The following is a 22,803-nucleotide window of genomic DNA, read 5'->3' on the forward strand; positions in this document are numbered from 1 at the left end:
CACCAGAGTCAAACAGAAAAGAAAAAGCGCTAGGGGGATCTAGCGCTTTAAGACCAACTAAGTCCGTTTAGCCTGGTAGAGTTTTTATCTATACCTATCAGATATAAACCATTTTTTATACTTCGGTAAATCAAAAAGCCTATTATCTACGACTGCTTTGAGTCGTAATCTAAGTATAGTCGGATTGTGAAAAATGGAAGGAATTATTTCGTTTATTTTTGTAATAGCAAATGAGCCTAAAGTAGAAAACCAGTCCAAATGAACTAACCTTTAATCATGATAGGAAATCTTGATGAGGGGTACCATGGATTCAGAGACGACAACCGCATAACCCACTCCTCACAAAGAACAATCAAACTTATTGTTGTCTTTACTTCATAAGTTTAGAAGAAACAAACTGATTTTATATTATGTTGGGTTCACGGCTCCGGTAACGCTAATTGTTAATTATTTTGTGCCTCATGAAGTTCGGTACAATATATACACCTACTTAGAGATCTTAGCTACAGTCAGCTACTTCACCTTGGGAGATTAGCCACTTCAATGACCAAGACTTATACCTCCCTTTAATGCAAAGGTTAGACATGCAAAGCGCAGATCTCACTGAACGCGGCATAATTGTCTTTGTGGGCATTAAGTACCCAAGATGCGCTTTGGCACTTAATAGTGCTACCTGCTCAGAAAGAACTCATCATCAATCATTCGTCAGCAATAACAATTTCAACCGCTTGGGTGATTACTTTTCTTAAGTGAGTGTGCTTATCGTCTAATTCTTTTCCCTTACGGTAAACAAGCTGGATATCGAAATCTGGGACATCTATCGGCGGAGCGATTGCTATCAGTGAGCTATCAACATCAGGGGCATTTCTAGCGACTAATTTAGGCACAATACACAATAGCTTTCTTCCACTAATCAATCGCTTTACTGTTAAAAAGTTACTCGATGCAATTGCCACTTTTCTTGTGTAACCCAATTCGTCCAACTTGGTATCAACCGCCGTTTTTAGCGATCCGTTAGAAGACACTAAAGCGTGCTCCACAGAAACAAATGATTGCAGTGATATAGGCTGTTCAACATCCAAAACAGATTCATCTAGCAAGCAGACATGTTGCTCGGTGTAGAGAAGTTCAGTGCCATACAATTTAGGTGCTTCACCAAAACAGCCTATCGCAATATCTAGCTTAGCCTCTTCAAACACCTGCTGATAATTGGTTCGATTAACGTTAAAAAATGCGACTTGAGAGCGTGGCGAAGCTTGCTTAATAAAATCGAAGATCATTGGACCGAACATCTGTTCCGCGTAATCGGTAAGCCCTATTTTCCAGCTGCCTTTATAACTATCAACTTCGAACCTTTTAGACAACAGAACCTCAGATTGAATAGTCTTAAGCAACGCATCGACGGTGCTTGATAATTCAATGGCTCGCTCAGTCGCTTCCATCCTACTTCCAACACGTTCAAACAAAGGGTCATCAAACAGCTTTCGTAATCTTTGTAGACTATGACTCATTGCAGACTGGCTAACGTAACAACGCTCCGCAGCCTTGCTTACACTGCTGGTTTTATGCAATGCCTGCAGTGCAATCAGCAGGTTAAGGTCAATACCTTTCCAGTTAAAATCAGCCATACATCCAAACCCATTTCATTAATAATTATAATTAAAATAATTAATTTGAATCATAATTCAACTGCACCTAAATTACGCTAAACCTTTATCTGGAATCGATCATGCTTTCAATTTTTAAAACTTTTTTCTTGCTTGGCTGGATTAGCTTTGGTGGACCAGCGGCACATATTGGCTACTTCCGTAACACCTTTGTTGAGAAACTGAATTGGTTATCTGACGAAGAGTATGGGCAAATTGTTGCTCTCAGCCAGTTTCTACCCGGCCCAGGTTCAAGCCAAGTTGGCTTTGCGGTTGGCTACAAGAAAGGTGGCTTGACTGGTGCTATTGCCGCCTTTGTCGGCTTCACATCCCCATCTGTCATCCTGATGCTGATATTGGCTTTAGTGAGCAATCAGTTATTGGAAGCGCCACTGTTCAATTCAATCATTCACGGTTTGAAATTACTTGCGGTTGTGGTTGTGGCTGATGCAACGTTTGGCATGTATAAGAACTTTTGCCAATCGAAGGTAGCGACTGCCTTATGTGTGATTACTGCTATCGTGCTACTGTTGGTTCCAGGGATCTGGCCTCAAGTTTTAGTGCTTCTATTTGCAGCGACCGTCGGCAGTAAGTTCTTAACCTCGCAAAAGCTAAGGACGGTTCCATCGACACACAAAATATCCATAACACCGCTCGTTATTTTCGTCGCCCTATTAGTTTGCCTTCCTCTGTTCAGCGCATACTCTCAGGGCATTGAAGTGTTTGGCCAGTTCTACCAAGCAGGCAGTTTGGTATTCGGTGGCGGTCACGTAGTTCTTCCTTTACTACAAAATGGTATTGGCGATCAACTATCGCAAGATGCATTCTTAACCGGCTATGCCGCGGCACAAGCGGTCCCAGGACCAATGTTTACATTAGCCACTTACCTAGGTTATGTATTAATGCCATCAGCGCCAATTACAGGCGCACTGCTAGCAACGATTGCCGTATTCTTACCTGGCTTTTTATTGCTACTGGGCGTACTGAAGAACTGGCAAGCAATTGCGAGTAAACCTATGGTGGCGGGTGCACTTTCGGGGGTAAATGCGGCCGTTGTTGGTTTGCTGCTTGCGGCTCTATATCAGCCCATTTTCACTAGTGCGGTGAGCAGCGGCTTAGACTTCGCTCTGATCATTGTTGGTATTTGGTTATTGAAATCAGTCAAACTATCTATCGTTGGTCTAGTCGGGGCATTCATGTTGTTTGGTTTTATTACTGGATTATAGTTGTTATCTTGTAAGCGTAAGATGTCAACCAATGACTTCTTACGCTCATCATATTCATCAATAAAACGATCTAAATACTCAAGCTATTCCTGAACTTCATTCAAGTTTGTTCTCATGAATACACTTTATTCAGTTGGTTTGTTATCCCCTACTTTTAATATAGAGAGTACTCTCATCTCTCGCCTGCCACGTGATACATTGTCGAGTATCAAACCGCAAAAAAAAGACATCACCGCAATTAACGCAATAGAGCTAGACAAAATCGCAGTGGGCACCCTTTCGACTAGCCCGGTATCAACAAAATCTAAAATAACAGGAATCCCCAAGCTCAATGAGATGACACAAAGCAACATAGACAATACACCAAAGAAAAACATCGGCTTTACATCCCTCAATAAAAACAAGATAAAGTTTAGGATCTTGAGACCATCACTCAGTGTATTGAGTTTGCTGGTTGTACCTTCAGGCCTTGAGTGATACTGAGTCGATACTTCTTTAATGGACATATTATGATGTAGTGCATGCACGGTAAGTTCTGTTTCTATTTGGAAACCATCGCTGAAGATAGGTGCAGTTTTAACAAATCGATGGCTCATTATTCGATAACCAGAAAACACATCATTCAACTGAGCATTGAATGCTAAATTAATCAGTGATGAAAACATCTTATTCCCCAAAATATGCCCTTTTGGGTAGGCCATTGAAGTTCGTTCTCGGCTTCCAATAATCATATCAAGCTTTTCAGTCTTCAATTGCTCGATCAACGCTGGACATACTGACGCATCGTAAGTGTCATCACCATCAGCCATCACATAGATATCAGCGTCGATATCAGAGAACATCCGCCTCACAACCTCCCCTTTACCTTGGCGAGGCTCATGTCGCACAATCGCCCCGGCTTGTAACGCCTCGTTTACCGTATTGTCGGTTGAGTTATTGTCGTAAACATAAACGGATGCATGAGGCAAGGCTTGTTGAAAAGACGTAACCGTTTCGCCAATGGCTCCAGCTTCGTTATAGCATGGGAGTAATATTGCAACTTTCTGTTTATTCATGCTCACTCCTTACTTTAAAAACTCGGTAGCCATCCTCAATACCATCGTATGTAACGTCTAGCCAAGCCGGAATGTTATCCCCATGAAGTCTCCGAATTAAAGAGTCATCACTTCCAGACTCCTTGAGGAGAGACAAATGAGAGTCATTACCGATCAATATATAATCAACCTTTTTATCTATTATTTTGTTTCTTGCCAGAAGCATGTCCTCCTCTAACATGACTTCAATTAAAAATTGGTTACCTATAATATTTCGATGATAAGGAGCTGCAATAATACGGTTATTCGTCTTTGCCAATACGGGAGCCCCAGTTTCTATCCCTGAGAGAATGGTTTTCGAACTTATATCCTTATTTTTTAACACGCTATAGATATTCAGCGATTCTTCCTCTTCATCAAGAGTAGTTGTAATCCCCTCTGTTGGCGACAATGTAAGAATGACAACCGCTACTGCTAACGGTGCACCAGAAAAAATAACGGTAGCTTTTATGATTGAGGAACGAATGTAATCGGCTAACTGAAGAACAACATACGCTTGGAGAGGGGCCGCTAACACAAAACACAACCTCATGACCCTAATCTGCCAAAAAATCGCAAGGGCTAGGTTAAACATAAAGATAAGATACAAAATTGTGCAGTGGTCATTTTTGTACTTAAAAAGTGGGTATAAAGTGGCAGGAATAACAAGTAATGCGTAATTTTCTATAGAGAAAAAACCGTGACTCGTAATATACCTTGCGATCGATTTAGCTTCGGCAACTTGATCAAGCCAATACAGCTTTAGTATCGGAGGGTAATCAATAAACAAAGCACTAGTGAGTGAGGGGTAAAGAATAACAACCGGAAGTAAACACATTAAACCGAGAATAACAAACAATGAAAACCTTTGAATGAAGCTTTTTCTCTGATTAGTCAATCGGTTGTAAACATTGACAAACACCCAACCACTAACAAAAAGAATGATGAGAATAAATGAGATTTCATCATATTTAAAAACAAAAAACTCATCATAAGGTCTATTCAATAAAAGTGCACAAGCGACCAAAAACGTACAGGTAGCGTATAACTTAGATACATAACCAAACCACTCTCGGCAAAAAAAACAGCAATACACTGTATAAAAAATAAAGAAAACCATAAATAACAATATATTATCCATCCCAGTCCATAAAGATAGAGACAGGAAAAAAGATTGAATATAGACACGCCATGATTGTTTAAGATCGATAAGCTTGATAGGTGTTATAGATAAAAAGAGAGAAGCTAAAATAAGTTGAATATTATGATGGTCAATAGCACCAGGCAAGAAATGAATAATTGTAGGGGAAGATACAGAAAACATCATACTTATAAATCGATACTTTCTCCCAAAGTAATGCTCGCATAAGTAAAAGCATGCCAACACATATAGCAATAAATAAAACAATGGAACAACAGAGATTGAAATAGCATAAGCAAGATTATCATCAACCAGAAATAACAGTGGAAAAGCCACTAACGATAACATTAAGTCAGGAAATCGTGACCAATGAATAATAAGACCATCATCAGCGTTAAAGTCAGTCATTGGCTCCAGATACCAACGACCAGTTGTCATCCATTCCTGAAACTGAACAAAACGCATATAGTCGTCATTGTCATTCAGGTTAAGAGCTGAAACACTCTCCCATTTATTAAAAAATATGACAGTGGCACAAACTAGCCAAAAAACAGAAATTACAATGATATCTCTATTGAAGCTTTCACTTTTAGGCAATATGAATATCCTTTTCATTAAGCCAAAATCAAACCATTATTGTTCCATTTCTCTCACTTCAGCTAGTGCTCTATTCAGGTTCTCGTTGGCTACCTTGTAGTAAGAAGGTTTCTTATCGATGGCTTGTTGTAAATAAGGAACAGCTTCAGCAGGTTTTCCTTGCAGGATTAAAAAGTACCCCACATTATTCAACGCCTCCGACACTTCCATATGCCTCATAAATACATTGGTTGCCTTTTTTATGTCTCCTGATGCAAGGTAAATCAGCGCAAGGTTGTTCTGAGCTTTTTCATTGTTTGGCTCTATCTCCAAAGCTGAGCGAGTATATTGATACGCTTCCTTGTAGTTACCATACATGTAGTGGGAGTAACCCATATTCAACAAAGCTTTGACTGAGCTTTTGTCTATCGTCAGTGATTTTTTAAAGTACTCTTGTGCGATCTGATGCTTTCCGTCAACATCTTCCAACACACCAATTCCCATATAAGCCAATGCTGGAGACATACTGTCTACCTTCAAACTCGCCACTTCACTTTGACTCAACGCTTGGTAGTTTTGGATAGTTTCACTGCTTTTTAAACGAACTTGATCTGCATTAATCGCTTTAAAAAAATAGCTTCGACCTTCATCTGTACGGCGTTGCTTTGTATACAAAACACCTAATTGCTCCAATACGTCAGTATGCGCAGGATTAAAATCTAACGCTGCTAGGTAAGCCTTCTCGGCCAACGCATAATTGCCTCTAGTTGAATGAATTTGGCCGATAGTAAACAGAGTTTTGTCATGGAACTCTTTTTCTGGGAAAGACAGAGAACGTATATATTCATACAAAGCCAAATCAATATTGTTATCTCGCAGGGCAACATCACCGCGCATGATTGCTTCTTTCTCACTGACTGGTGGAGCGTCACTGGTTAAAGTGTCAATTGGCTTACCCGAATACAGCTCGGCGTCAAATTGATTCGTTGGTTCATCTGAGGAAGCACAACCAAGCAGCAATAACGGTAACAGTAATAAAATAGACTTGTTATAAAACATCATAAACTTGCTCCAGGCGCACTTAATGCGTCCATTACGATCAGTAGTCCAGGACCAAGTGCAACAATGAAAAAACAAGGCCAAATAAATATCAGCATTGGGAATAGCATCTTGGTCGGTATTTTCGCTGCTATTTCTTCAGCAGCTTGCTGACGTTTATCTCGAAAATCTTCCGTATAATCACGAAGCGTTTGCGCTAAACTTCCCCCCATGCGTGAAGCATGTGAAAGCAGAGAAACTAGGCCTTCTAGTTCGACCAAACCTGTGCGTTCGATGAACTGCCTAAGAGCATCGGGCATCGTGACACCAGCTTGTATTTTGGCAAAAACCGTTTCCAATTCATCGGCCAATTCTGGCTGAGAAACATAGAGCTCCGAAGCCACTCTCCCAAGAGCGGCATTGAAGCCAAGTCCGGATTCAGTACAAACAACCAGAAGGTCAAGCGCATCAGGAACACCGTTTCTAATTTTCTTTTGACGTTCTTTTTGTAATTTGCTCAACATAATATTAGGAGTAAATGTGCCGAGAAATACGCAAGTCATAATTAATAAGGTATTATAACTACCACCTAATGATAGGTAATAAACCATAAAAGCAGCCACAATACCCATCAAGCTAGACAAAACTTTCAACGCATAGAAAACAGATAACGCACTTTTCTCATGGAACCCGGCATGCATTAATTTTTCGGAGTAAGTTTCATTGTCCCTTTTATTCCCTTTACCAATAAAAGGGCTAAGTGATTCTAACGTATTGGAGAAATCATACTGCTTTCTAGCGTTAGAATTTCCCTCTGCTGATATTTGTTTAAGTTTCTTATCTAAAGGAGATCGAGCACCTAACAACAGAAAACCAATGGTCAATGTGAACAAAACAGTCGTAAATAAAATCATCGCATAAATAACCATCTGAGAGCTTATTCCGAACTCTGCTAACGCCTGCTTCCAAACTTCGATATTTAGTAGTTCCATAGGTTAAATCTCTATACTAATGATTTTTTTAATCCATAACGAACCGATCGCTAAAAGTACAATACCGACGCTTACCATCGAAATACCACGCGGATCTTTATAAAGTGGATCAATATATTCGGGACTAGCTAACTTCAACGCAAAAAACAAACCAAACGGTGATAACGTTAAAATCCATGCGGATAAGCGACTTTCGGCTGAAAGGGTTTTTATTTTCCTTTCTAACTTAAAACGAGATCTTAGTACTTCTGATACTTTTTGGAGATTCTCGGATAGATTCCCCCCAGTTTCTTTCTGTAACATCACCGCACTAGAAAAAGCCAACATTGAGACTGTGGGCACACGTTCGGCCATTTGTAAAATAGCCAAACGTAAATCATAGCCGTAATTAAGTAAGTTATAGGTATTTTTAAATTCGATGCCAATAGGATCAGGCAACTCTTCTCCAACTTCATTAAATGACTGAACTAATGGTTGTCCAGCTTGTAATGCTCGTCGGATAATATCTAATGCTTCTGGAAGCTGCTCTTCAAATCGAGCCATTCTGGAAGTCACTCTGTTTTGAACAAATAAATACGCGATAACCCACACAGAGATAAATGCCGTAACACTAATGAACCAAGCTTGATTAGTCACTAGAGACAGTAATGAAAGCAATGCACCGCAAAGAAAAACAATAAGCAAGAACCGACTTAACGATATTTTCATACCAGCAAGCTCCAACATTTTCTTCAAATCAGCAAAGAAAGGGACAATTATTAGCCTACGGTCTACTGGTGAAAGGTCTTTGTTATAATGCTCTTTTAATAATGATAAGCTCTCATCATCAATATTACGTTGTGTCTCTTTCAATCGACGAGACAGCTCCCGGTGCTTCACTTTTTTACCCGCAGCGGGTAACAACAAAGCCTGCGAGATAAAAAGTACAGCTATAAATAATAGGGCTAATGAAACAGTTACATTATTCATAATCCCTCCTTAACTGTGAGTCTCTGTAAATAGCTCAAAGGGTAGGTTAAGACCACGTTTGACTAACTGGTCATGGTACTGAGGCACAACCCCCGTAGCCGTGTAATAACCTATGATATTGCCATCTTCATCAATTCCTTGACGTTGAAAACGGAAAATTTCCGACATAGTAATGACCTCGCCTTCCATACCGTTTATCTCTTGAATGCTCACCATGCGGCGCTTACCATCTTCTTGCCGCTCCATTTGAACAACTAGGTGGATAGCTGAAGCGATTTGAGCCCTTAAATTTTTAGTTGAAATATTCCAGCCCGCCATGGAAAACATATTCTCAACACGGCTCAAAGCATCGCGGGGAGTATTCGCGTGTATGGTGGCCAATGAACCATCATGACCCGTATTCATCGCCGCTAGCATGTCAACGGCTTCGCTACCACGTACCTCACCAACCACAATTCGATCAGGTCGCATACGTAAGGTGTTTTTAACCAATTCGCGCTGGCTTATTTCTCCCTTTCCTTCTAAGTTGGCAGGGCGAGTTTCCAGGCGAATAACGTGTGGTTGTTGAAGTTGTAATTCAGCCGAATCTTCTATAGTAATAATTCGTTGATCACGAGGAATGAAACCAGAAAAAATATTGAGTGTTGTCGTTTTTCCTGAGCCTGTTCCTCCAGATATGAGTATATTTAGCTCACCTTTAACTGCAGCTTCCACAAATTTAGCCATCTGCGGAGAAACCGAGTCATATTCCAGTAGGTTACTCATAGTTAAGCGATCAACAGCAAAACGACGAATAGAAACAGAAGGGCCATCTAGAGCTAAGGGAGGAATAATAGCGTTCACCCGAGAGCCATCAAGCAATCTAGCATCCACCATAGGTGATGATTCATCTATACGTCGACCGACTTGACTTACAATTCGATCAATAATATTTCTAAGGTGGCGATCATCAAGGAAAGTATAAGGCGTTTTTTCAAGCTTACCTCTGCGTTCTACATAAACACTTTTAGGACCGTTGACCAATATGTCTGACACTGTTTGATCAGCCAACAACGGCTCTAATGGACCAAGGCCAAAGACCTCATCTTCAATCTGCTTAATCACCCTTTTTCGACCTTCAGCACTTAGTGCATGATTGCGGTCGTCAGACATCAATTGCACGATAGCTTCGTGTAAATCAACTTTAGCCCGTTCTTTTTCTAAGCTCGATAGCAAACCGAGATCCAAAGTTTCAAGAAGCTGCTTATGGAAAAAATGCTTAATAGAGAGCTCATGTTCTAATACTTTGCGAGCTTCATTAACCGTTTTTTCTTTCTCTTCATTAACGTCTACTTTCTGAGTATTATTCGATATCTCTACACTTTGTAAACGCTCAACCGTATTAGCACCTTCGGACTCATGCGAAATCTGTTCTGCTTTTTGTTCAAACTCTGGGTTTATATTTTTTCGTTTAAAGAACATCACAATCCCTCGTGTTTACTTTTCATCAATGCATCATGAAAACAACTTTTTCAACCACCCTTTTTCTTCGTGCTCTAGCGGTGAAAGAACATGAGATAAGTCAATAATAGAGCGAGTAATAGAGCTTTTCTTTCGAGATTGAACAAATGGCTGCCCCAAATTAGTACTCTCTAATGTAACCTTAAAATCATTAGGTATAAGGTGTATGTCATGATCACCTACCGCTTGTTCAATGTCTTTTAGCTTAATTGAATGTCGTTTCTCGTAACGATTTAGGATCACCTCTATCACATCACTTTGTAACCCATATTCAAACTTCAAAGACTTGATTAAGCGACTTGTGTTTTTTACTGAAACCAAGCTTTGTTGCGAAACCAAAAGTACTTTGGTGGCTGGTGATATCGCTGATGCAAACACATGATCTAAGCCTCTTGAAAGATCAATGATCACATAAGGGTAGAAGCGACGTAAGATAGGAAGCAATCGGCCTATTTTCTGAGCCTGTTCATAATCATCAGCATTGTTTTCATGCTTAAAGCTTAGGACATGTAAGCCAGACTCGTGCTTATTTACTAAAGATCCTAGAGATATCTCATCGAGATCATTGGAGCTGTTAATAGCATCAGAGATACTGTAAGTTGGAGTGATATTTAAATAATCCGGGATAACTCCAAACTGAAGATCAATATCTAGTAAAAGTACCTCTCCAGCGTGATGACTTGCCACTTCAATCGCAGTATTTAAAGCAAGCGTCGTCGCCCCCATTCCGCCTTTGGTATTCAAAAACAAGATAAACTCACCGTAATTGGAGTTTTCAAGCTTTTCCGATGCCGTTTTCTTTAATAATGGAAGTAAGTCAGAAAGAGTAACGGTATTAGGTAAAAAATCTGATGCTCCTAAACGTAATGCAATCTTTATTGAACCACTGTCACTTTCATCTCCGAGCACCACTAAAGATAGCTCTTTATCTTCTAACGATAAATCATACCCTTGAAGCTCGACCATCTTTTGAGCCCAGCTACCACTGGCTTCTACGAAAATGAGCTCCGGAACATCAACACCTTTTAAATACTCCTCATTCATACCAGCTAAAGAAAATGATGTAATACTGACATTTCTGCATTTCTTGAGCTCTTGATTCACATGCGATTTAAAGCTTTCACTGTTATGAATTACCCACACTTTAAGATTCGTTTTTAAACGCGTAATATCATTCTCATTAGGCGTTATCTTTATAGCCTCCCCCATACATCTAACTCCTGTATTAAATGATCTATGGACACCTGTTCTTTACTGGAGAATCAGCTCTTACCACACCCAAACTTTCGGCTGGAAGTATTGTTTCAAACGCAGGGGCAGCAAGAAATCCACTCTCTCCTAGAAAGCTTAGGTTACTGATTAACTGAATGCCATAACCAGTAGCTCTAGCTCGTACAAATTTTATAGAGTCAAAATTAGCTTCAAAATCAGAAGCGATCTCTCCTCCATTTGCATCCAAATAAGCCACTTCTAGGTTCGCACTAGTAAACCCAATAAGCGGTAAGTCATCAACAACCATTCCCGCTATATTATCTTTGTCGAGCACATAACATACCGTCGCTAATCGAGCAGCCTTTCTCGCTCCTTCACTCACCATTTGCAGCGAAAATACATAAGCCCCTAACGATAAAATAAGAAAAATCAAGAGAAACATGAACGACGAGACTATAGTGAACTCAATAATGGCAAGCCCTTTGGTACGCCCGTTAAGCCTTTTCATCACAATACCCTCATCACCGAAGTTGCACTTAATGGAATGGCGAAATTCTCCGTAGAGAAGGGAATAGACAAGAAGTTTGGAACGTAATCATACGTCACACTCACCTGCACATAATCACCACTACCAATAGAGTCAGGATCAGGATCAACCGTCACATCTGAGGTTGTCAGCGTAGATAAAATAGCCGTCCCTACGCTACTCTGACCATAAACCACCACATTTTTAATCTCTGAAATCGGTGCGATCTTGCCTCCTATGGTGCCGTACACTTCACTAACTGCATAGCGAGCACCATTTTGCACAGACTTAGAGAGCACATTGTGTTGGATCAGAATATTGCCCAGTTCAAGAACCAGAACCAAAAAGAACAACAATACAGGGGTCACGAGCACCATCTCTACGGCAGCAAAACCACGTTGGTGTCTATTAGATAAAATCATCATCACGACTCCCCACTATCGGGGTCCTTATACAGAACAATCTTATAAGTCCCTTCCGTTGTCGACGTTGTACTACCAGAGCCACCAGCAACACTGCAAGAGTGGATAAACTCACCAAAGACGGCTGGTGTACCTGAGTTATTGGTTGGCGCCCTTTGCAGCAGGAAAAAACAACCAATTTTATTCACGGTAAAGTCGGTTGCACCGCCACTTTTACCTGAGCAATCCACCATAGGTATAGGTAAAATTCTTCGCCAAGCAACACCATTAGCAGCACAACCCGCCCCATTGCTCGCAATACAAGCGTTCGTGTCTATCTTATATTGAGTAAAGTCATAGCTATCATCAAAATCTATTTCTCCAGTACTCGCATCAATTGTGATCTCATCTGCGGGCTCAGTAGTGACATAATCCGAAGGATAATCAGATGCAGACAAGCCACCGCCATAATCTCCAAAACGAGTATTCAAACCATCACCTGTCGGGCCAACCGTGCCACCAGGTTTAGTCGTTATATCGTCACCAATTGCAACAGGGTAATTGTAGTTGCCACCCAGACCTTCTTTGACGGTCTTACCACCGGAACCGAAATCCAACAGGTGATAGTTACCGTTGCCCATCTCCGATAGATTTTTGTCTCCCACCTTCAAGGCATGAACCGTCCCTACTTCATAACCAAACACACTGGTTATGACTTCTCCGGTTTCATCATGGTAGCCATCTTCCGGATCAATATCGTTATCCGAAGTGCCATCGCCAATACATACACCAATAGGCACGACGTTATTGACAACTTTTTGACCTGAACTTGGCCCCGCAACAGCGCTCGCAGACACCTCTTTATCTAAACCAAACAATTGAATAAAAAACTCATCCATCTCTAGTGCATCCACACGAACACGTACATACACATCATCGTTGGCACCGAAAGTGGCGGTTCCTGTAAAGTCTTGTGGATCATTTGAATAATCAATGTTTATAGAGGCTGTGGTGAAATCAATTTCATGATTCCCCGTTGAAGCTGCCATCGCATTAAGTGCAGTAGCAACCTCAGCGTCTACAGCGTCTTTATCTTTACTGCTATCTAATATGGTTGCAGCAGCCAACGTTGCAGAATCAACTGCATTTTGTAAGCGCGTTTTATTTACAACCATATGATTGATGTCTACAGCTAACGCTGAGACCGCTAAAAAAACCAATAAGGCAGCGGTAACCAATATCGCAACTAAGCCTTGCTGTTTTTTAGGACTTCGTGATACTCGATACAACATGTGAGTACCTCCAGATTTAATTAAACTCTTCTAAGATCTGGCTATTACTTCCGGACAGGTCGTTTTCACCTCTTCCAACATATCGGTCGTAGCCAGTCTGCATCCGCTCCCCTGTACCATCCGGTACTATGAGTAAATTCTCTTGGGTCGCATTAGGGTTATACGTTTGTTCTGTTTTCACAAGTGCGACTGAATGCCCTAAGCGAGCATCATTTGCACAGCCAACTAACACCATCACGAGAAAGACCATCATTATTCTAATCATATCTATCTCCTTATAAGTCATGACCAAATGAGCCTTCACTACCACCATCATTTGGCGTAATGTCCTCTGAAGCTTTAGAACGTTCTGAACCTGATTCTGACGGCTCTGCAATGTAAGCGCTCCTACCTAACAAGTAATATTCCAAGTCATTAGGATTCACAAAAGCATCTGTCGGCAGGGTCACTTTATTTCTATCGATAGGCTTCGCCAACCTCGGAGTCACTAAAATCACGAGTTCAGTTTCTCCAGATACGTATTCTTGGCTATTAAAAAGCTGCCCTAAAATAGGGACATCACCGATACCAGGCATTTTATTACTGATGTCACGAACATTTTCACTCAATAACCCTGCAATACCAATGGTTTGTCCATCAGCTAATTCCAATGTTGAAGAAGCACTGCGTCGAGTGATCGGTGGGATAAAATAAGTCGCATTTGTGGTGCCAGGATCGATGGTCAATGAACTGCTGTTTGCAATCTCACTCACATCTACCGCTAGATTTAGATTGATTTTCTTATCGCTGAGTACCGTCGGAATGAACTTGAGCCCTACCCCATACTCTTTATATTCAATAGTAATACCGTCTTCGTCTGGCACGGGGATAGGAAACTCTCCACCCGCTAAAAATTCAGCCTTAGAGCCACTTAATGCTGTTAAATTCGGCTCAGCTAATACCTTTGCAACCCCATTTTGTTTAGCGACATCTAACGCGAAAGTAAACAGAGTATTACTATCAATGAAAGACCCTAATATTCCGTAGTCAGTTGAGGTGGGAATATCAAAGATAGGCGTAGCGCCTAGCACTCCCGCAGGAACAGACGATGCCCCCCAAGAGAAGTCCGAACCACTAGTTTGGAAAAAATGAAAATTGGCATCGAATTTTCTCACTAAGCTTCTTTGAACCTCAGCAACCGTTACTTCTAACATTACCTGTTGCGCACCACCAATAGACATCAAATTGATGACACCGGTAGCAGCGGCCTGCTCACTACCACTTTCTTTTGATGCGTCCGCGGTTTTCCCCGAAGAATACGTTTCCGCGATTCGAATCGCCACGTTCATTTGTTGTTGATTACTTACCTGACCACTCAACAACAATCGATTTTGTGCACTATGCACTTCAATCGTTTCGTCAGGCAAAAATTCATACAACTTTGCTTTTAAGCTATTAAGATCATGGGTAACTTCGATATTGATAGACTCGATCAACTGACCTCTTGAATCCCAAGCCATCAAATTGGTCGCTCCTAACTTTTTCCCGATTAGAAATAGTTCGTTGGATTTCAACATCACAATATCAAGAACTTCTGGGTCTCCAAGCGACACTTTGCTTGCTTTACCAGACAACACCACATGCGTTGATTTGTGATGTGGAACCGTGACTGTTTTTCCGGTTTGCAATGCAGCAAAGCTTGCGTTCGAAAAACAGATCAGACTCAAAATACACGCTAATATTATTCTCATATCTCACCTCAATCCTTGACGCGCACACTAGAAGCTTCCGTACCTTTGATAATAGTTACGCTTGGTCGAGGCACGTATCGACGAACGACTTTCTTCTCAATTTCATGAGGATTTCTCAACGTTAGCTGAATACTCCCCTTGCTTTTCGCTGTTAGTAATTTCTCCGCATCTTTGGGGGAAACCTCTAACGTCACAGCACGTACAATGATGGGGCTGTTTTCATTGGTTTTAGCGGTTTGGTCTACCGCTAACACTTTGATATTTTTGAGGACAGTTCGAGTCGCTGCAGAATTTTTACCATAAGAAACAGTATTGAGAATATCCACTTTATTACCCGGTAATAGGAAACCAGCCACACCAATAACGTCATCTACTCGTATTGTTACTGCGCGCTTATTCTCAGGAATCAGCGCAGCTAGCGTCGATCCCTCTCCAGGCGTAGTAAACCGCATTTTATGAAGGACTTCGCCAGCATAAACGGTATTGGCGACGACCTTACCGACAATTTCTGAGGCATCGGAGTAATTATTGTCATTAATCCAATCCACTTCCATTAGCTTGGTCGTTAAAAATGTTTCCTCAATAACGGTTCCAGCTTCAATTTCTTGTGACGCAACCACAACGGGATGACGCTCCACTGTCTCTACTTCAACCGTTGGCTGAACTTGGTTGTCCATCCACTGCTTAGCAAAAAATACGGCAGCTAAACCAAATACTACGGACAATAAAAATAGTAGGAAAACTTGACTCTTATTCATTATTTTCTTCCTCGTGTCCATCAGAGGTAAAATAGACTTCCCATGCCATGGAAAGAATATCGAAGGTAATAACAGGCGGGAGTTGCTCAAACGAAAGTATATCTTTGCTTATACCAACGAGATCTTTCGGTAAACAAGGGAAGAGTGGCATCTTGCAAAGAGTGTGCATCTGAGACAAACGCTCAAAGAAACCAGCTTCAAGCTCAACTCCTTTCTCAGCGACGACACTCATCCACAAAGCTTCATAATCACCTTGGTTAAGAGGTTTGAATTCAATTTTGTAACCTAAGCGACGCAGAAATGCAGGGTCGCTTATTTTCTTAGGGTTCAAGTTGGTAGAGAAAGCAAGCGTTAACACAAACGGCATCGTGATTTGTTGACCATTTGGTAACGACAAGTAATCAAAGGCGTACTCCATAGGTACGATCCAACGATTGAGTAAAGTGTCGACGGGCATTGGTTGACGACCAAGGTCATCAATAACAAAAATCCCATTGTTCGCCATCATTTGTACCGGAGCTAACCAAACACGACTATTCTCAGAATGGTTGACTTCAAGCATATCCATGGTGAGTTCTCCCCCCACCTGAATGTTCGGCCTTTCACAATTAAGCCAACGCTTATCGTATTGATCTTTAAGAGATACTACTTTATTGCGACCATTACTATCCAATGGCTTGTGATGCTGCGCAGAGAAAACCTTAATGATATTACCCAATGCATAAACGGCATAAGGGATAAAAACAGAAGTGTGTAAAGCATTGACAATGCGGCTCGCAACAAAGGTTTTACCCGTTCCGGCATGCCCATACAACAACAAAGCGCGCCCCGAATTGATGGCAGGCCCCAACACTGAAATCATCTTTTCGACACCAAACACATCACTCAGCGCCGCTTCGACATGTGGCCTAGTTACTAGCTCACACCTCAAGTCTTGTTTTTGCACAACGTCGCTATACTGGGCAAGTGAGACAGGAGCTGGCCCTAAATAAGCATCACGCTTAAAAGCGAGATCGGCTTCTTCAAGTCCTTTCTCAGATAAGGAGTAACGGACATGACTATGGGAAACAGAAGAAATCAAAAGATCTGAGTTAGGTTGAAATACCTCAATTAATGACTTTTTCCTCAGCACAGCCAAAGCGTTTTCTACAATATGGGTAACAACACATAGGTAATTCGAAAGTTCTAAAACATCCGACTTTGGATAAGCAGACAAGTGCTTAAGCACCAAGTTTTCTAACACTACTTCAGGAATACCCAACATTTCAAAAGAGGTAGGAACGTTTGGAGCTGAGATCTGAGGTTTCAAAGTTATTGGGGCCACTGGCTCTCGAATATCCATATATTATTCCTTTCCATAAAAGCTAACCAACAACAGGGTTAAGTGAAATAACTATACATTGCTAGTCCTATAACAACGGAGGGAGCAAAGGGCATAGTCGCTTTATTCGAATACCTAGAATGTATTACAGAGCCTCTCTCTGTAACAGGATTTACGCCACCAAGCATTATTAGCTTATTTTCAAAATAGCCTTTGATCGTCATATTGCTAGAATTAGATAAATTATAAAGCAAATAGAATATACCTATAACTCCAGCGGAAATTAATAGATAATATAAAACATCAAGTAACTGCCCCCAGCCTACATAAAGGCCTATCACGCCAAGTAGTTTTACATCCCCGGCCGACATTGCCCTGACAAAATACAAAAGCAACCCAACACAAAAGAATGTAACCGCACCTAATAGAGATAAAAATAAGTCATCCAAGGTGAAGCGGCTATCACACATTGCTAATAAATAGACGAACAAAAAAAGAATCAAAATTTTGTTCGGTATACGATGTTGCTCAACATCGTATACCGAAACTGATATTAGCAATGCCCAAAATACTGAAGGCTCATTAATCATATGATCTATTTACACACTCGATATAATTTCCTGAAATTTGCTCAACAAAGCTGTCGCTAATCCAGAAAAAACTAACACTACAAAAATCACAAGTGAGGCTGCACCGATCACATACTCAACCGTAGTTAACCCCCTTTGATATCTAACTCTATCGCTGTTCATTGTAATGATTAAGGTGTACCAACATCAGCAACAATAGTGTTTAATTTCGTTGCGAGAGTATTGCCCAAACCAGAAAATACCGTTGTTAAACCTAACACTAACAATGCCGCACCGATAACATACTCAATAACGGTTAGCCCCTCTTCATCTTTCATGAAATCTTTACAATTATTCAGAAACTTATCCATGAGAACTTCTCCTTGATTTACGTATCAGGCTTTGTTTGCCTGTAAACTAAATCTAGAGCTGAACAATATATTTGGTTAGGATTTTCTTGCCATTTACTTGCACTTTTTTGTGGTACTTCTAATCTAATTAGTATACTTGGTTATTCACCTATTATTGATTCATACCTTTAGTGCGAAACTGGATACATATGAGTATAAATATAGTTACACCATTATTATCGGATGTGGATAGTGAATTTAACTCAGTTATTATAAAAAAAATTAGCCATTACTTTTCCGTGCAATATTTTGGTCAAGATATCTCTATTATCAGTAACTTAGATGTTAGATTGGTATTTTTGACTATCAATAACAACGATAATTATCAATTACTTAACATGGCGCTTTCTATTTGTGAGAACCTAAATAAGCGAATAGTCATTATTTGCTCATCCCCGTTACCTAATATTATTAGAAATCATAAGAATGTATTTTTTATTATCGAAACGAGCAGCCATAATCTGAGTCGTAAATTAGAAGAACTAAAAGAGAAAACACAACATATTTTTGATCCTCACTTCGACATAGATAGAAACATGAACAAGAACAACCAATTACCAGCAAAAATATTCACATCGGAAGTAGTTAATTTTATAATGAGAAATATCAACAGAGACATTAGAGAAACAGAAATTGCCGATCGATGTCATTGTTCAACAACCTACTTTTCGAAAAAGTTTCATCTACACTTTGGGGTAAGCTTTAGAGACTTTGTGTGTGACAAGCGGATTTTGTTGGCTAAGAAGCTGATTGAAGCGGATACCGAATCAAAAATTGCTGTGATTGCTTATCAATGTGGCTACAAGGATGTCTCGTACTTCTCGAGAATTTTTAAGAAAAGGACCGGAGTAACACCGGCAAGTTACAGGCGCACGTGCATGGATAACAGAAAACGCTAATTTTACTCTCAAAAATAAAAAAACATGGTACATTTAACATGATTTTAACAAAAATAACTTAGCGAAAAACATGGAGTTAGACAATGATTCAGCCTAACGAGTTTAGCCAAGAACAAGCAACAGCTCTCCCTACACCCAATGATATGATTTTAAAATGGGCAGAAGAACGCCCAGATGAGGTCTATTTAAAACAAATAATTAACCGCCAGTTTGTGGAGTTCACATATAAAGAAGTGGCCGATAAAGCACTCAAACTTGCTTCTGCATTAGAAGCTCTTGGCGCCAAACCTGGTGACCGAGTGGCTCTGGTTTCTAAAAACTGTGCAGAGTGGTTTATCTGCGATCTTGCCATGATGTTGGGGGACTTTGTTAGCGTCCCTATTTTCCCAACAGCTGGTGCCGATACGATTCAATACTGTATTGAACACAGCGAAAGTAAGATTGTGATTGCGGGTAAACTCGACGATGCTACTGCAACGCAAAAAGTATTAGATGACAACCCAAGCCTGATAAGCATCTCGCTTCCTTATGACAGTGCAGAAAAATGTCATCATACTTTTGAAGAACTCATCGATAAACATGAACCATCAACCAAACGCCCTCAGCATCACGACGACAAACTGATGTCACTTGTTTATACATCGGGTACATCAGGGCTACCAAAAGGCGCAATGCTCACGTACGGCGCGTTTACTTGGTCTGTTCAAAGGTTGATTGACCATATTGGAATCCAACCTGGCGATCGCCTGTTTTCTTACCTACCACTGGCCCATATTACAGAGCGTGTTTACATCTTTGGTTCTTCAGTGATGGGTGGCGTAGTCACGGCTTTCCCAGAGTCTTTAGACACGTTTATTGATGATGTGAAAATGCATCGTCCTACTCTGTTTATTTCAGTTCCTCGTTTATGGACTCTGTTCCAGCAGCGAATCCAAGACAAATTGCCGCAGAAGAAACTGAACTTCTTACTTAAGATTCCGTTTATCAACAACATCATCAAGAAGAAGCTTGCTGATGGTTTAGGGTTAGACCAAGCCCGTGTTCTTGGATGTGGCTCAGCTCCGGTATCACCCGCTCTACTGGCATGGTATGAGAGTGTTGGCTTGCACATTACCGAGGCATGGGGCATGACAGAGTCTTTCGCCTACAGCACGCTCAACTACCCATTCAGAGCAGATAAAATTGGTACGGTTGGTAATGCAGGTCCAGGGATCGAACTCAAAATAGCGGAAGATGAAGAGATCCTTGTTCGAGGCAAAGGCCTATTCTGTGGCTACTACAAGAATGACATTGCGACCCAAGAATCTTTCAATTCAGAAGGTTGGCTCCATACTGGAGATATTGGCGATATTGATAGCGAAGGCTACCTAACGATTCGTGGACGTAAGAAAGATACCTTTAAAACCGCTAAAGGTAAATTTGTTGCTCCCGTCCCTATCGAGAATAAACTCTTTGAGTATAGCCGCGTAGAAATGATGTGTTTGATAGGCTTAGGCTTACCAGGTCCTATCCTACTTGTGGTACCGCATGACTTCCCTAATTTCGATAGAGCTCGCTATGAGAGCACGACAAAGCGCGTTATCGAGAAAATGAATGAGCAGCTCGGTTCACACGAGAAGATCAAGGGTGTACTGATGATTAAGGAACCTTGGAGCATCGATAATGGTGTACTTACCCCTACTCTCAAAATAAAGCGACATATACTTGAACAAAAGTACCACGAAGTCGGACATAACTGGCCGAAAGATAAATTGGTAGTTTGGGAAGAGTAACCAAAATAGAAAGGGAGCCATTACGGCTCCCTTCATTATTCCGCTCAGATTATAATTATTAAACCTATCCTAAGTGCTAATCTAGCTCACTTCCAAAACGGTTTTCTCAGCTCTTCGTTAGCCTGACTTTGGGTAATACCAACATCTTCAAGTAAATGATCCGACAGTTCAGATAAGTGTTTTCTCGTTCTACGATTCTGAAGATACACCTTAAACTTAGAATAGAATTTCTTAACTGGAAACGATGATAAGAATGAATGATGAGTAGTTGATATCTCTGTTATTGTGTTCATTGCAACTCTCCTATTGATTTTCCGCTTTGTCGTGGTCAATAATCGGCTAATAGCGCACTAGCGACAAACGATAGATACTGGCATTCAGTTAAGGAAAACTAATGTGAGAGAGCGAACCCCACCATTTCAAGGGATCTATTACTTTTACACGGCGGCAGAAACAGGCAGTTTTAAACTCGCCGCACAAAAGCTATTTGTCACGGCAGCAGCAGTCAGCCAACAAATTCGCCAACTTGAAGAGTGGTTAGGCGCAGATCTGTTTATTCGCCAACACCGAAAAATAGTATTAACCCATGAAGGCGAAGTACTGTACCTGCAAGCGAAGAAAGGCTTTGCTCATATTCAAGATGGTGTAAGACGAATCAACCAAGACCCTAACCCCACTCAATTATCAATTTCTACCGTGCCCTCTTTTGCACAACATTGGTTAGTGCCTCGAATTGGCGATTTTCGCGAGCGTCATCCAGATTTATCTATGCTGATCGAACCGACCAACAAGTTAGTAACCTTTGAAGATTCTAATATTGATGTCTGCGTTCGATATGGTCATGGAGACTACCCAAACATCGAATCACGCTGGTTGATGGACGAGGTCATTTACCCTGTTTGTCACCCTATCTATCAAGAGAAACACGGTATCTATGACATCGACGATCTGCATAAAGCAGAACTTATTGAAGACCGTTGGCCTGATATGGATTGGAATCTCTGGTTAAAAGTCGCAGGAGTAAAAGCTGGCCGCACATCATTGCAATTTGATGGCTCTCATTTTGTGTTAGAAGGTGCGCTATCCGTTCAAGGCGTTGCCCTAGTTAAGCACAGCTTAGTGTATCGTTATTTGCAAGAAAAGAAGTTAGTAAGAATTGGTAACATTGCGCTCAAGCCCAAATACAATTACTTTTTGTGCGCGCCTCCTGGTTACTTTCATCGAGAAAAAATAAAACGTTTCGAAGGGTGGATGCAGGCTCAGGTTAGATTATTTGGTAACACAGGTAGAGAAGAGCTTTCGATTATTCACTCCGATTACGAACTCAAATGGTCGGATAATTCATAAAGCGAAACTGGTATACTTAGCTCAAATAAATGGCGAGAACATCTCATGACACAAGACAATAATCCACTTCACGGTATCACTCTACAGAAGCTACTGACTGAATTGGTTGAACATTACGGTTGGGAAGAGTTGAGTTACATGGTGAACATCAACTGCTTTAAAAAAGACCCGAGTATTAAATCAAGCTTAAAGTTTTTGCGTAAAACAGATTGGGCTCGTACCAAAGTAGAGCAAATTTACATCGACTTAAAGCGTTAGTCTCTCCCTTCTTTATCTGTCCCGTGTTGATTAAATACGGGACAACCCCTGTGTCTACTTTTTAGGGGCACATCTCGTATCTCGTATCTCGCATCTCGCATCTCGCATCTCGCATCTCGCATCTCGCATCTCGCATCTCGCATCTCG

At 40.9% G+C, this 22,803-nt stretch carries 23 protein-coding genes; 5 read left to right on the forward strand and 18 right to left on the reverse strand.

What is annotated here, in order from left to right:
* Window positions 1–698: 698 nt before the first annotated feature.
* Window positions 699–1,628, reverse strand: a complete 930-nt coding sequence (locus ACED48_RS04005; RefSeq protein ID WP_017056718.1) for a LysR family transcriptional regulator — start codon at window positions 1,626–1,628, stop codon at window positions 699–701.
* Window positions 1,629–1,729: 101 nt separating this feature from the next.
* Between ACED48_RS04005 and chrA the strand changes: the two genes are divergently transcribed.
* Entirely contained in the window at window positions 1,730–2,872 is a 1,143-nt protein-coding gene (gene chrA, locus ACED48_RS04010; RefSeq protein WP_017056717.1) for a chromate efflux transporter, read from the forward strand.
* A 125-nt stretch (window positions 2,873–2,997) separates the two neighbouring features.
* On the opposite strand, the gene ACED48_RS04015 is transcribed toward chrA, so the two are convergent.
* The 16 genes from ACED48_RS04015 to ACED48_RS04090 all read right to left on the reverse strand — a co-directional run bounded on the left by ACED48_RS04015 (window position 2,998) and on the right by ACED48_RS04090 (window position 18,341).
* Window positions 2,998–3,927, reverse strand: coding sequence for a glycosyltransferase family 2 protein (locus ACED48_RS04015; protein ID WP_017056716.1), 930 nt, complete (start codon window positions 3,925–3,927; stop codon window positions 2,998–3,000).
* Window positions 3,920–5,701: a hypothetical protein gene (locus tag ACED48_RS04020; RefSeq protein WP_017056715.1), complete on the reverse strand. Its 1,782-nt coding sequence runs from the start codon at window positions 5,699–5,701 to the stop codon at window positions 3,920–3,922. Before ACED48_RS04020 ends, ACED48_RS04015 begins: the two co-directional genes overlap by 8 nt.
* A gap of 18 nt (window positions 5,702–5,719) precedes the next feature.
* Window positions 5,720–6,724 carry a lipopolysaccharide assembly protein LapB gene (locus tag ACED48_RS04025; RefSeq protein WP_017056714.1) on the reverse strand — a complete coding sequence of 335 codons (1,005 nt, stop codon included), beginning with the start codon at window positions 6,722–6,724 and terminating at the stop codon, window positions 5,720–5,722.
* A complete protein-coding gene (locus ACED48_RS04030; protein WP_017056713.1) occupies window positions 6,721–7,692 on the reverse strand; it encodes a type II secretion system F family protein in 972 nt (323 codons plus the stop codon). Before ACED48_RS04030 ends, ACED48_RS04025 begins: the two co-directional genes overlap by 4 nt.
* Before the next feature lie 3 nt (window positions 7,693–7,695).
* Window positions 7,696–8,661: a type II secretion system F family protein gene (locus ACED48_RS04035; RefSeq protein ID WP_017056712.1), complete on the reverse strand. Its 966-nt coding sequence runs from the start codon at window positions 8,659–8,661 to the stop codon at window positions 7,696–7,698.
* Window positions 8,662–8,670: 9 nt separating this feature from the next.
* Complete coding sequence (locus ACED48_RS04040; RefSeq protein ID WP_017056711.1) at window positions 8,671–10,122, reverse strand: CpaF family protein; 1,452 nt, start codon at window positions 10,120–10,122, stop codon at window positions 8,671–8,673.
* Between the two features lie 33 nt (window positions 10,123–10,155).
* Window positions 10,156–11,370, reverse strand: a complete 1,215-nt coding sequence (locus ACED48_RS04045; RefSeq protein WP_017056710.1) for an AAA family ATPase — start codon at window positions 11,368–11,370, stop codon at window positions 10,156–10,158.
* 25 nt (window positions 11,371–11,395) lie between these two features.
* Window positions 11,396–11,881 (reverse strand): TadE/TadG family type IV pilus assembly protein, encoded by a 486-nt coding sequence (locus tag ACED48_RS04050; protein WP_017056709.1) that lies wholly within the window; start codon window positions 11,879–11,881, stop codon window positions 11,396–11,398.
* Window positions 11,881–12,321, reverse strand: coding sequence for a TadE/TadG family type IV pilus assembly protein (locus ACED48_RS04055; RefSeq protein WP_029627029.1), 441 nt, complete (start codon window positions 12,319–12,321; stop codon window positions 11,881–11,883). The genes ACED48_RS04050 and ACED48_RS04055 overlap by 1 nt, the downstream gene beginning before the upstream one ends.
* A 2-nt stretch (window positions 12,322–12,323) precedes the next feature.
* Window positions 12,324–13,592 (reverse strand): TadE/TadG family type IV pilus assembly protein, encoded by a 1,269-nt coding sequence (locus ACED48_RS04060; protein ID WP_017056707.1) that lies wholly within the window; start codon window positions 13,590–13,592, stop codon window positions 12,324–12,326.
* Between the two features lie 16 nt (window positions 13,593–13,608).
* Window positions 13,609–13,878 carry a hypothetical protein gene (locus ACED48_RS04065; protein WP_029627027.1) on the reverse strand — a complete coding sequence of 90 codons (270 nt, stop codon included), beginning with the start codon at window positions 13,876–13,878 and terminating at the stop codon, window positions 13,609–13,611.
* Window positions 13,868–15,322 carry a type II and III secretion system protein family protein gene (locus tag ACED48_RS04070; RefSeq protein WP_017056705.1) on the reverse strand — a complete coding sequence of 485 codons (1,455 nt, stop codon included), beginning with the start codon at window positions 15,320–15,322 and terminating at the stop codon, window positions 13,868–13,870. The genes ACED48_RS04065 and ACED48_RS04070 overlap by 11 nt, the downstream gene beginning before the upstream one ends.
* An 8-nt stretch (window positions 15,323–15,330) precedes the next feature.
* Window positions 15,331–16,080, reverse strand: coding sequence for a Flp pilus assembly protein CpaB (gene cpaB, locus ACED48_RS04075; RefSeq protein ID WP_017056704.1), 750 nt, complete (start codon window positions 16,078–16,080; stop codon window positions 15,331–15,333).
* Window positions 16,073–17,422, reverse strand: coding sequence for an ATPase AAA (locus ACED48_RS04080; RefSeq protein WP_017056703.1), 1,350 nt, complete (start codon window positions 17,420–17,422; stop codon window positions 16,073–16,075). The genes cpaB and ACED48_RS04080 overlap by 8 nt, the downstream gene beginning before the upstream one ends.
* Before the next feature lie 38 nt (window positions 17,423–17,460).
* On the reverse strand, window positions 17,461–17,991 hold the full coding sequence (locus ACED48_RS04085; RefSeq protein WP_017056702.1) for a prepilin peptidase: 531 nt from the start codon (window positions 17,989–17,991) through the stop codon (window positions 17,461–17,463).
* 170 nt (window positions 17,992–18,161) lie between these two features.
* Window positions 18,162–18,341 carry a Flp family type IVb pilin gene (locus ACED48_RS04090; RefSeq protein WP_017056701.1) on the reverse strand — a complete coding sequence of 60 codons (180 nt, stop codon included), beginning with the start codon at window positions 18,339–18,341 and terminating at the stop codon, window positions 18,162–18,164.
* Between the two features lie 194 nt (window positions 18,342–18,535).
* Between ACED48_RS04090 and ACED48_RS04095 the strand changes: the two genes are divergently transcribed.
* Both ACED48_RS04095 and ACED48_RS04100 read left to right on the forward strand, forming a co-directional pair.
* Complete coding sequence (locus ACED48_RS04095; protein ID WP_029627026.1) at window positions 18,536–19,279, forward strand: AraC family transcriptional regulator; 744 nt, start codon at window positions 18,536–18,538, stop codon at window positions 19,277–19,279.
* Between the two features lie 83 nt (window positions 19,280–19,362).
* Window positions 19,363–21,051 carry an AMP-binding protein gene (locus ACED48_RS04100; RefSeq protein ID WP_017056699.1) on the forward strand — a complete coding sequence of 563 codons (1,689 nt, stop codon included), beginning with the start codon at window positions 19,363–19,365 and terminating at the stop codon, window positions 21,049–21,051.
* A gap of 86 nt (window positions 21,052–21,137) precedes the next feature.
* On the opposite strand, the gene ACED48_RS04105 is transcribed toward ACED48_RS04100, so the two are convergent.
* On the reverse strand, window positions 21,138–21,344 hold the full coding sequence (locus ACED48_RS04105) for a DUF1127 domain-containing protein (RefSeq protein WP_017056698.1): 207 nt from the start codon (window positions 21,342–21,344) through the stop codon (window positions 21,138–21,140).
* 103 nt (window positions 21,345–21,447) lie between these two features.
* Here ACED48_RS04105 and ACED48_RS04110 point away from each other — a divergent pair, with 103 nt between their 5' ends.
* Together ACED48_RS04110 and ACED48_RS04115 are read left to right on the forward strand one after the other, a co-directional pair.
* Window positions 21,448–22,398, forward strand: a complete 951-nt coding sequence (locus tag ACED48_RS04110; RefSeq protein ID WP_017056697.1) for a LysR substrate-binding domain-containing protein — start codon at window positions 21,448–21,450, stop codon at window positions 22,396–22,398.
* 45 nt (window positions 22,399–22,443) lie between these two features.
* Window positions 22,444–22,656, forward strand: a complete 213-nt coding sequence (locus ACED48_RS04115) for a VF530 family DNA-binding protein (RefSeq protein ID WP_012604684.1) — start codon at window positions 22,444–22,446, stop codon at window positions 22,654–22,656.
* Window positions 22,657–22,803 lie beyond the last annotated feature (147 nt).

Source organism: Vibrio sp. 5S239 (genome assembly GCF_041439575.1).
In the GTDB taxonomy this organism is placed as follows: Bacteria; Pseudomonadota; Gammaproteobacteria; order Enterobacterales; family Vibrionaceae; genus Vibrio; species Vibrio kanaloae.

Excerpts from the sequence above, each read along its gene's own strand:
- ACED48_RS04005 (WP_017056718.1), bottom strand. The coding sequence starts at position 1,628 with ATGGCTGATTTTAACTGGAAAGGTATTGACCTTAACCTGCTGATTGCA.
- chrA (WP_017056717.1), top strand. The coding sequence starts at position 1,730 with ATGCTTTCAATTTTTAAAACTTTTTTCTTGCTTGGCTGGATTAGCTTT.
- ACED48_RS04015 (WP_017056716.1), bottom strand. The coding sequence starts at position 3,927 with ATGAATAAACAGAAAGTTGCAATATTACTCCCATGCTATAACGAAGCT.
- ACED48_RS04020 (WP_017056715.1), bottom strand. The coding sequence starts at position 5,701 with ATGAAAAGGATATTCATATTGCCTAAAAGTGAAAGCTTCAATAGAGAT.
- ACED48_RS04025 (WP_017056714.1), bottom strand. The coding sequence starts at position 6,724 with ATGATGTTTTATAACAAGTCTATTTTATTACTGTTACCGTTATTGCTG.
- ACED48_RS04030 (WP_017056713.1), bottom strand. The coding sequence starts at position 7,692 with ATGGAACTACTAAATATCGAAGTTTGGAAGCAGGCGTTAGCAGAGTTC.
- ACED48_RS04035 (WP_017056712.1), bottom strand. The coding sequence starts at position 8,661 with ATGAATAATGTAACTGTTTCATTAGCCCTATTATTTATAGCTGTACTT.
- ACED48_RS04040 (WP_017056711.1), bottom strand. The coding sequence starts at position 10,122 with ATGTTCTTTAAACGAAAAAATATAAACCCAGAGTTTGAACAAAAAGCA.
- ACED48_RS04045 (WP_017056710.1), bottom strand. The coding sequence starts at position 11,370 with ATGGGGGAGGCTATAAAGATAACGCCTAATGAGAATGATATTACGCGT.
- ACED48_RS04050 (WP_017056709.1), bottom strand. The coding sequence starts at position 11,881 with ATGAAAAGGCTTAACGGGCGTACCAAAGGGCTTGCCATTATTGAGTTC.
- ACED48_RS04055 (WP_029627029.1), bottom strand. The coding sequence starts at position 12,321 with ATGATTTTATCTAATAGACACCAACGTGGTTTTGCTGCCGTAGAGATG.
- ACED48_RS04060 (WP_017056707.1), bottom strand. The coding sequence starts at position 13,592 with ATGTTGTATCGAGTATCACGAAGTCCTAAAAAACAGCAAGGCTTAGTT.
- ACED48_RS04065 (WP_029627027.1), bottom strand. The coding sequence starts at position 13,878 with ATGACTTATAAGGAGATAGATATGATTAGAATAATGATGGTCTTTCTC.
- ACED48_RS04070 (WP_017056705.1), bottom strand. The coding sequence starts at position 15,322 with ATGAGAATAATATTAGCGTGTATTTTGAGTCTGATCTGTTTTTCGAAC.
- cpaB (WP_017056704.1), bottom strand. The coding sequence starts at position 16,080 with ATGAATAAGAGTCAAGTTTTCCTACTATTTTTATTGTCCGTAGTATTT.
- ACED48_RS04080 (WP_017056703.1), bottom strand. The coding sequence starts at position 17,422 with ATGGATATTCGAGAGCCAGTGGCCCCAATAACTTTGAAACCTCAGATC.
- ACED48_RS04085 (WP_017056702.1), bottom strand. The coding sequence starts at position 17,991 with ATGATTAATGAGCCTTCAGTATTTTGGGCATTGCTAATATCAGTTTCG.
- ACED48_RS04090 (WP_017056701.1), bottom strand. The coding sequence starts at position 18,341 with ATGGATAAGTTTCTGAATAATTGTAAAGATTTCATGAAAGATGAAGAG.
- ACED48_RS04100 (WP_017056699.1), top strand. The coding sequence starts at position 19,363 with ATGATTCAGCCTAACGAGTTTAGCCAAGAACAAGCAACAGCTCTCCCT.
- ACED48_RS04105 (WP_017056698.1), bottom strand. The coding sequence starts at position 21,344 with ATGAACACAATAACAGAGATATCAACTACTCATCATTCATTCTTATCA.
- ACED48_RS04115 (WP_012604684.1), top strand. The coding sequence starts at position 22,444 with ATGACACAAGACAATAATCCACTTCACGGTATCACTCTACAGAAGCTA.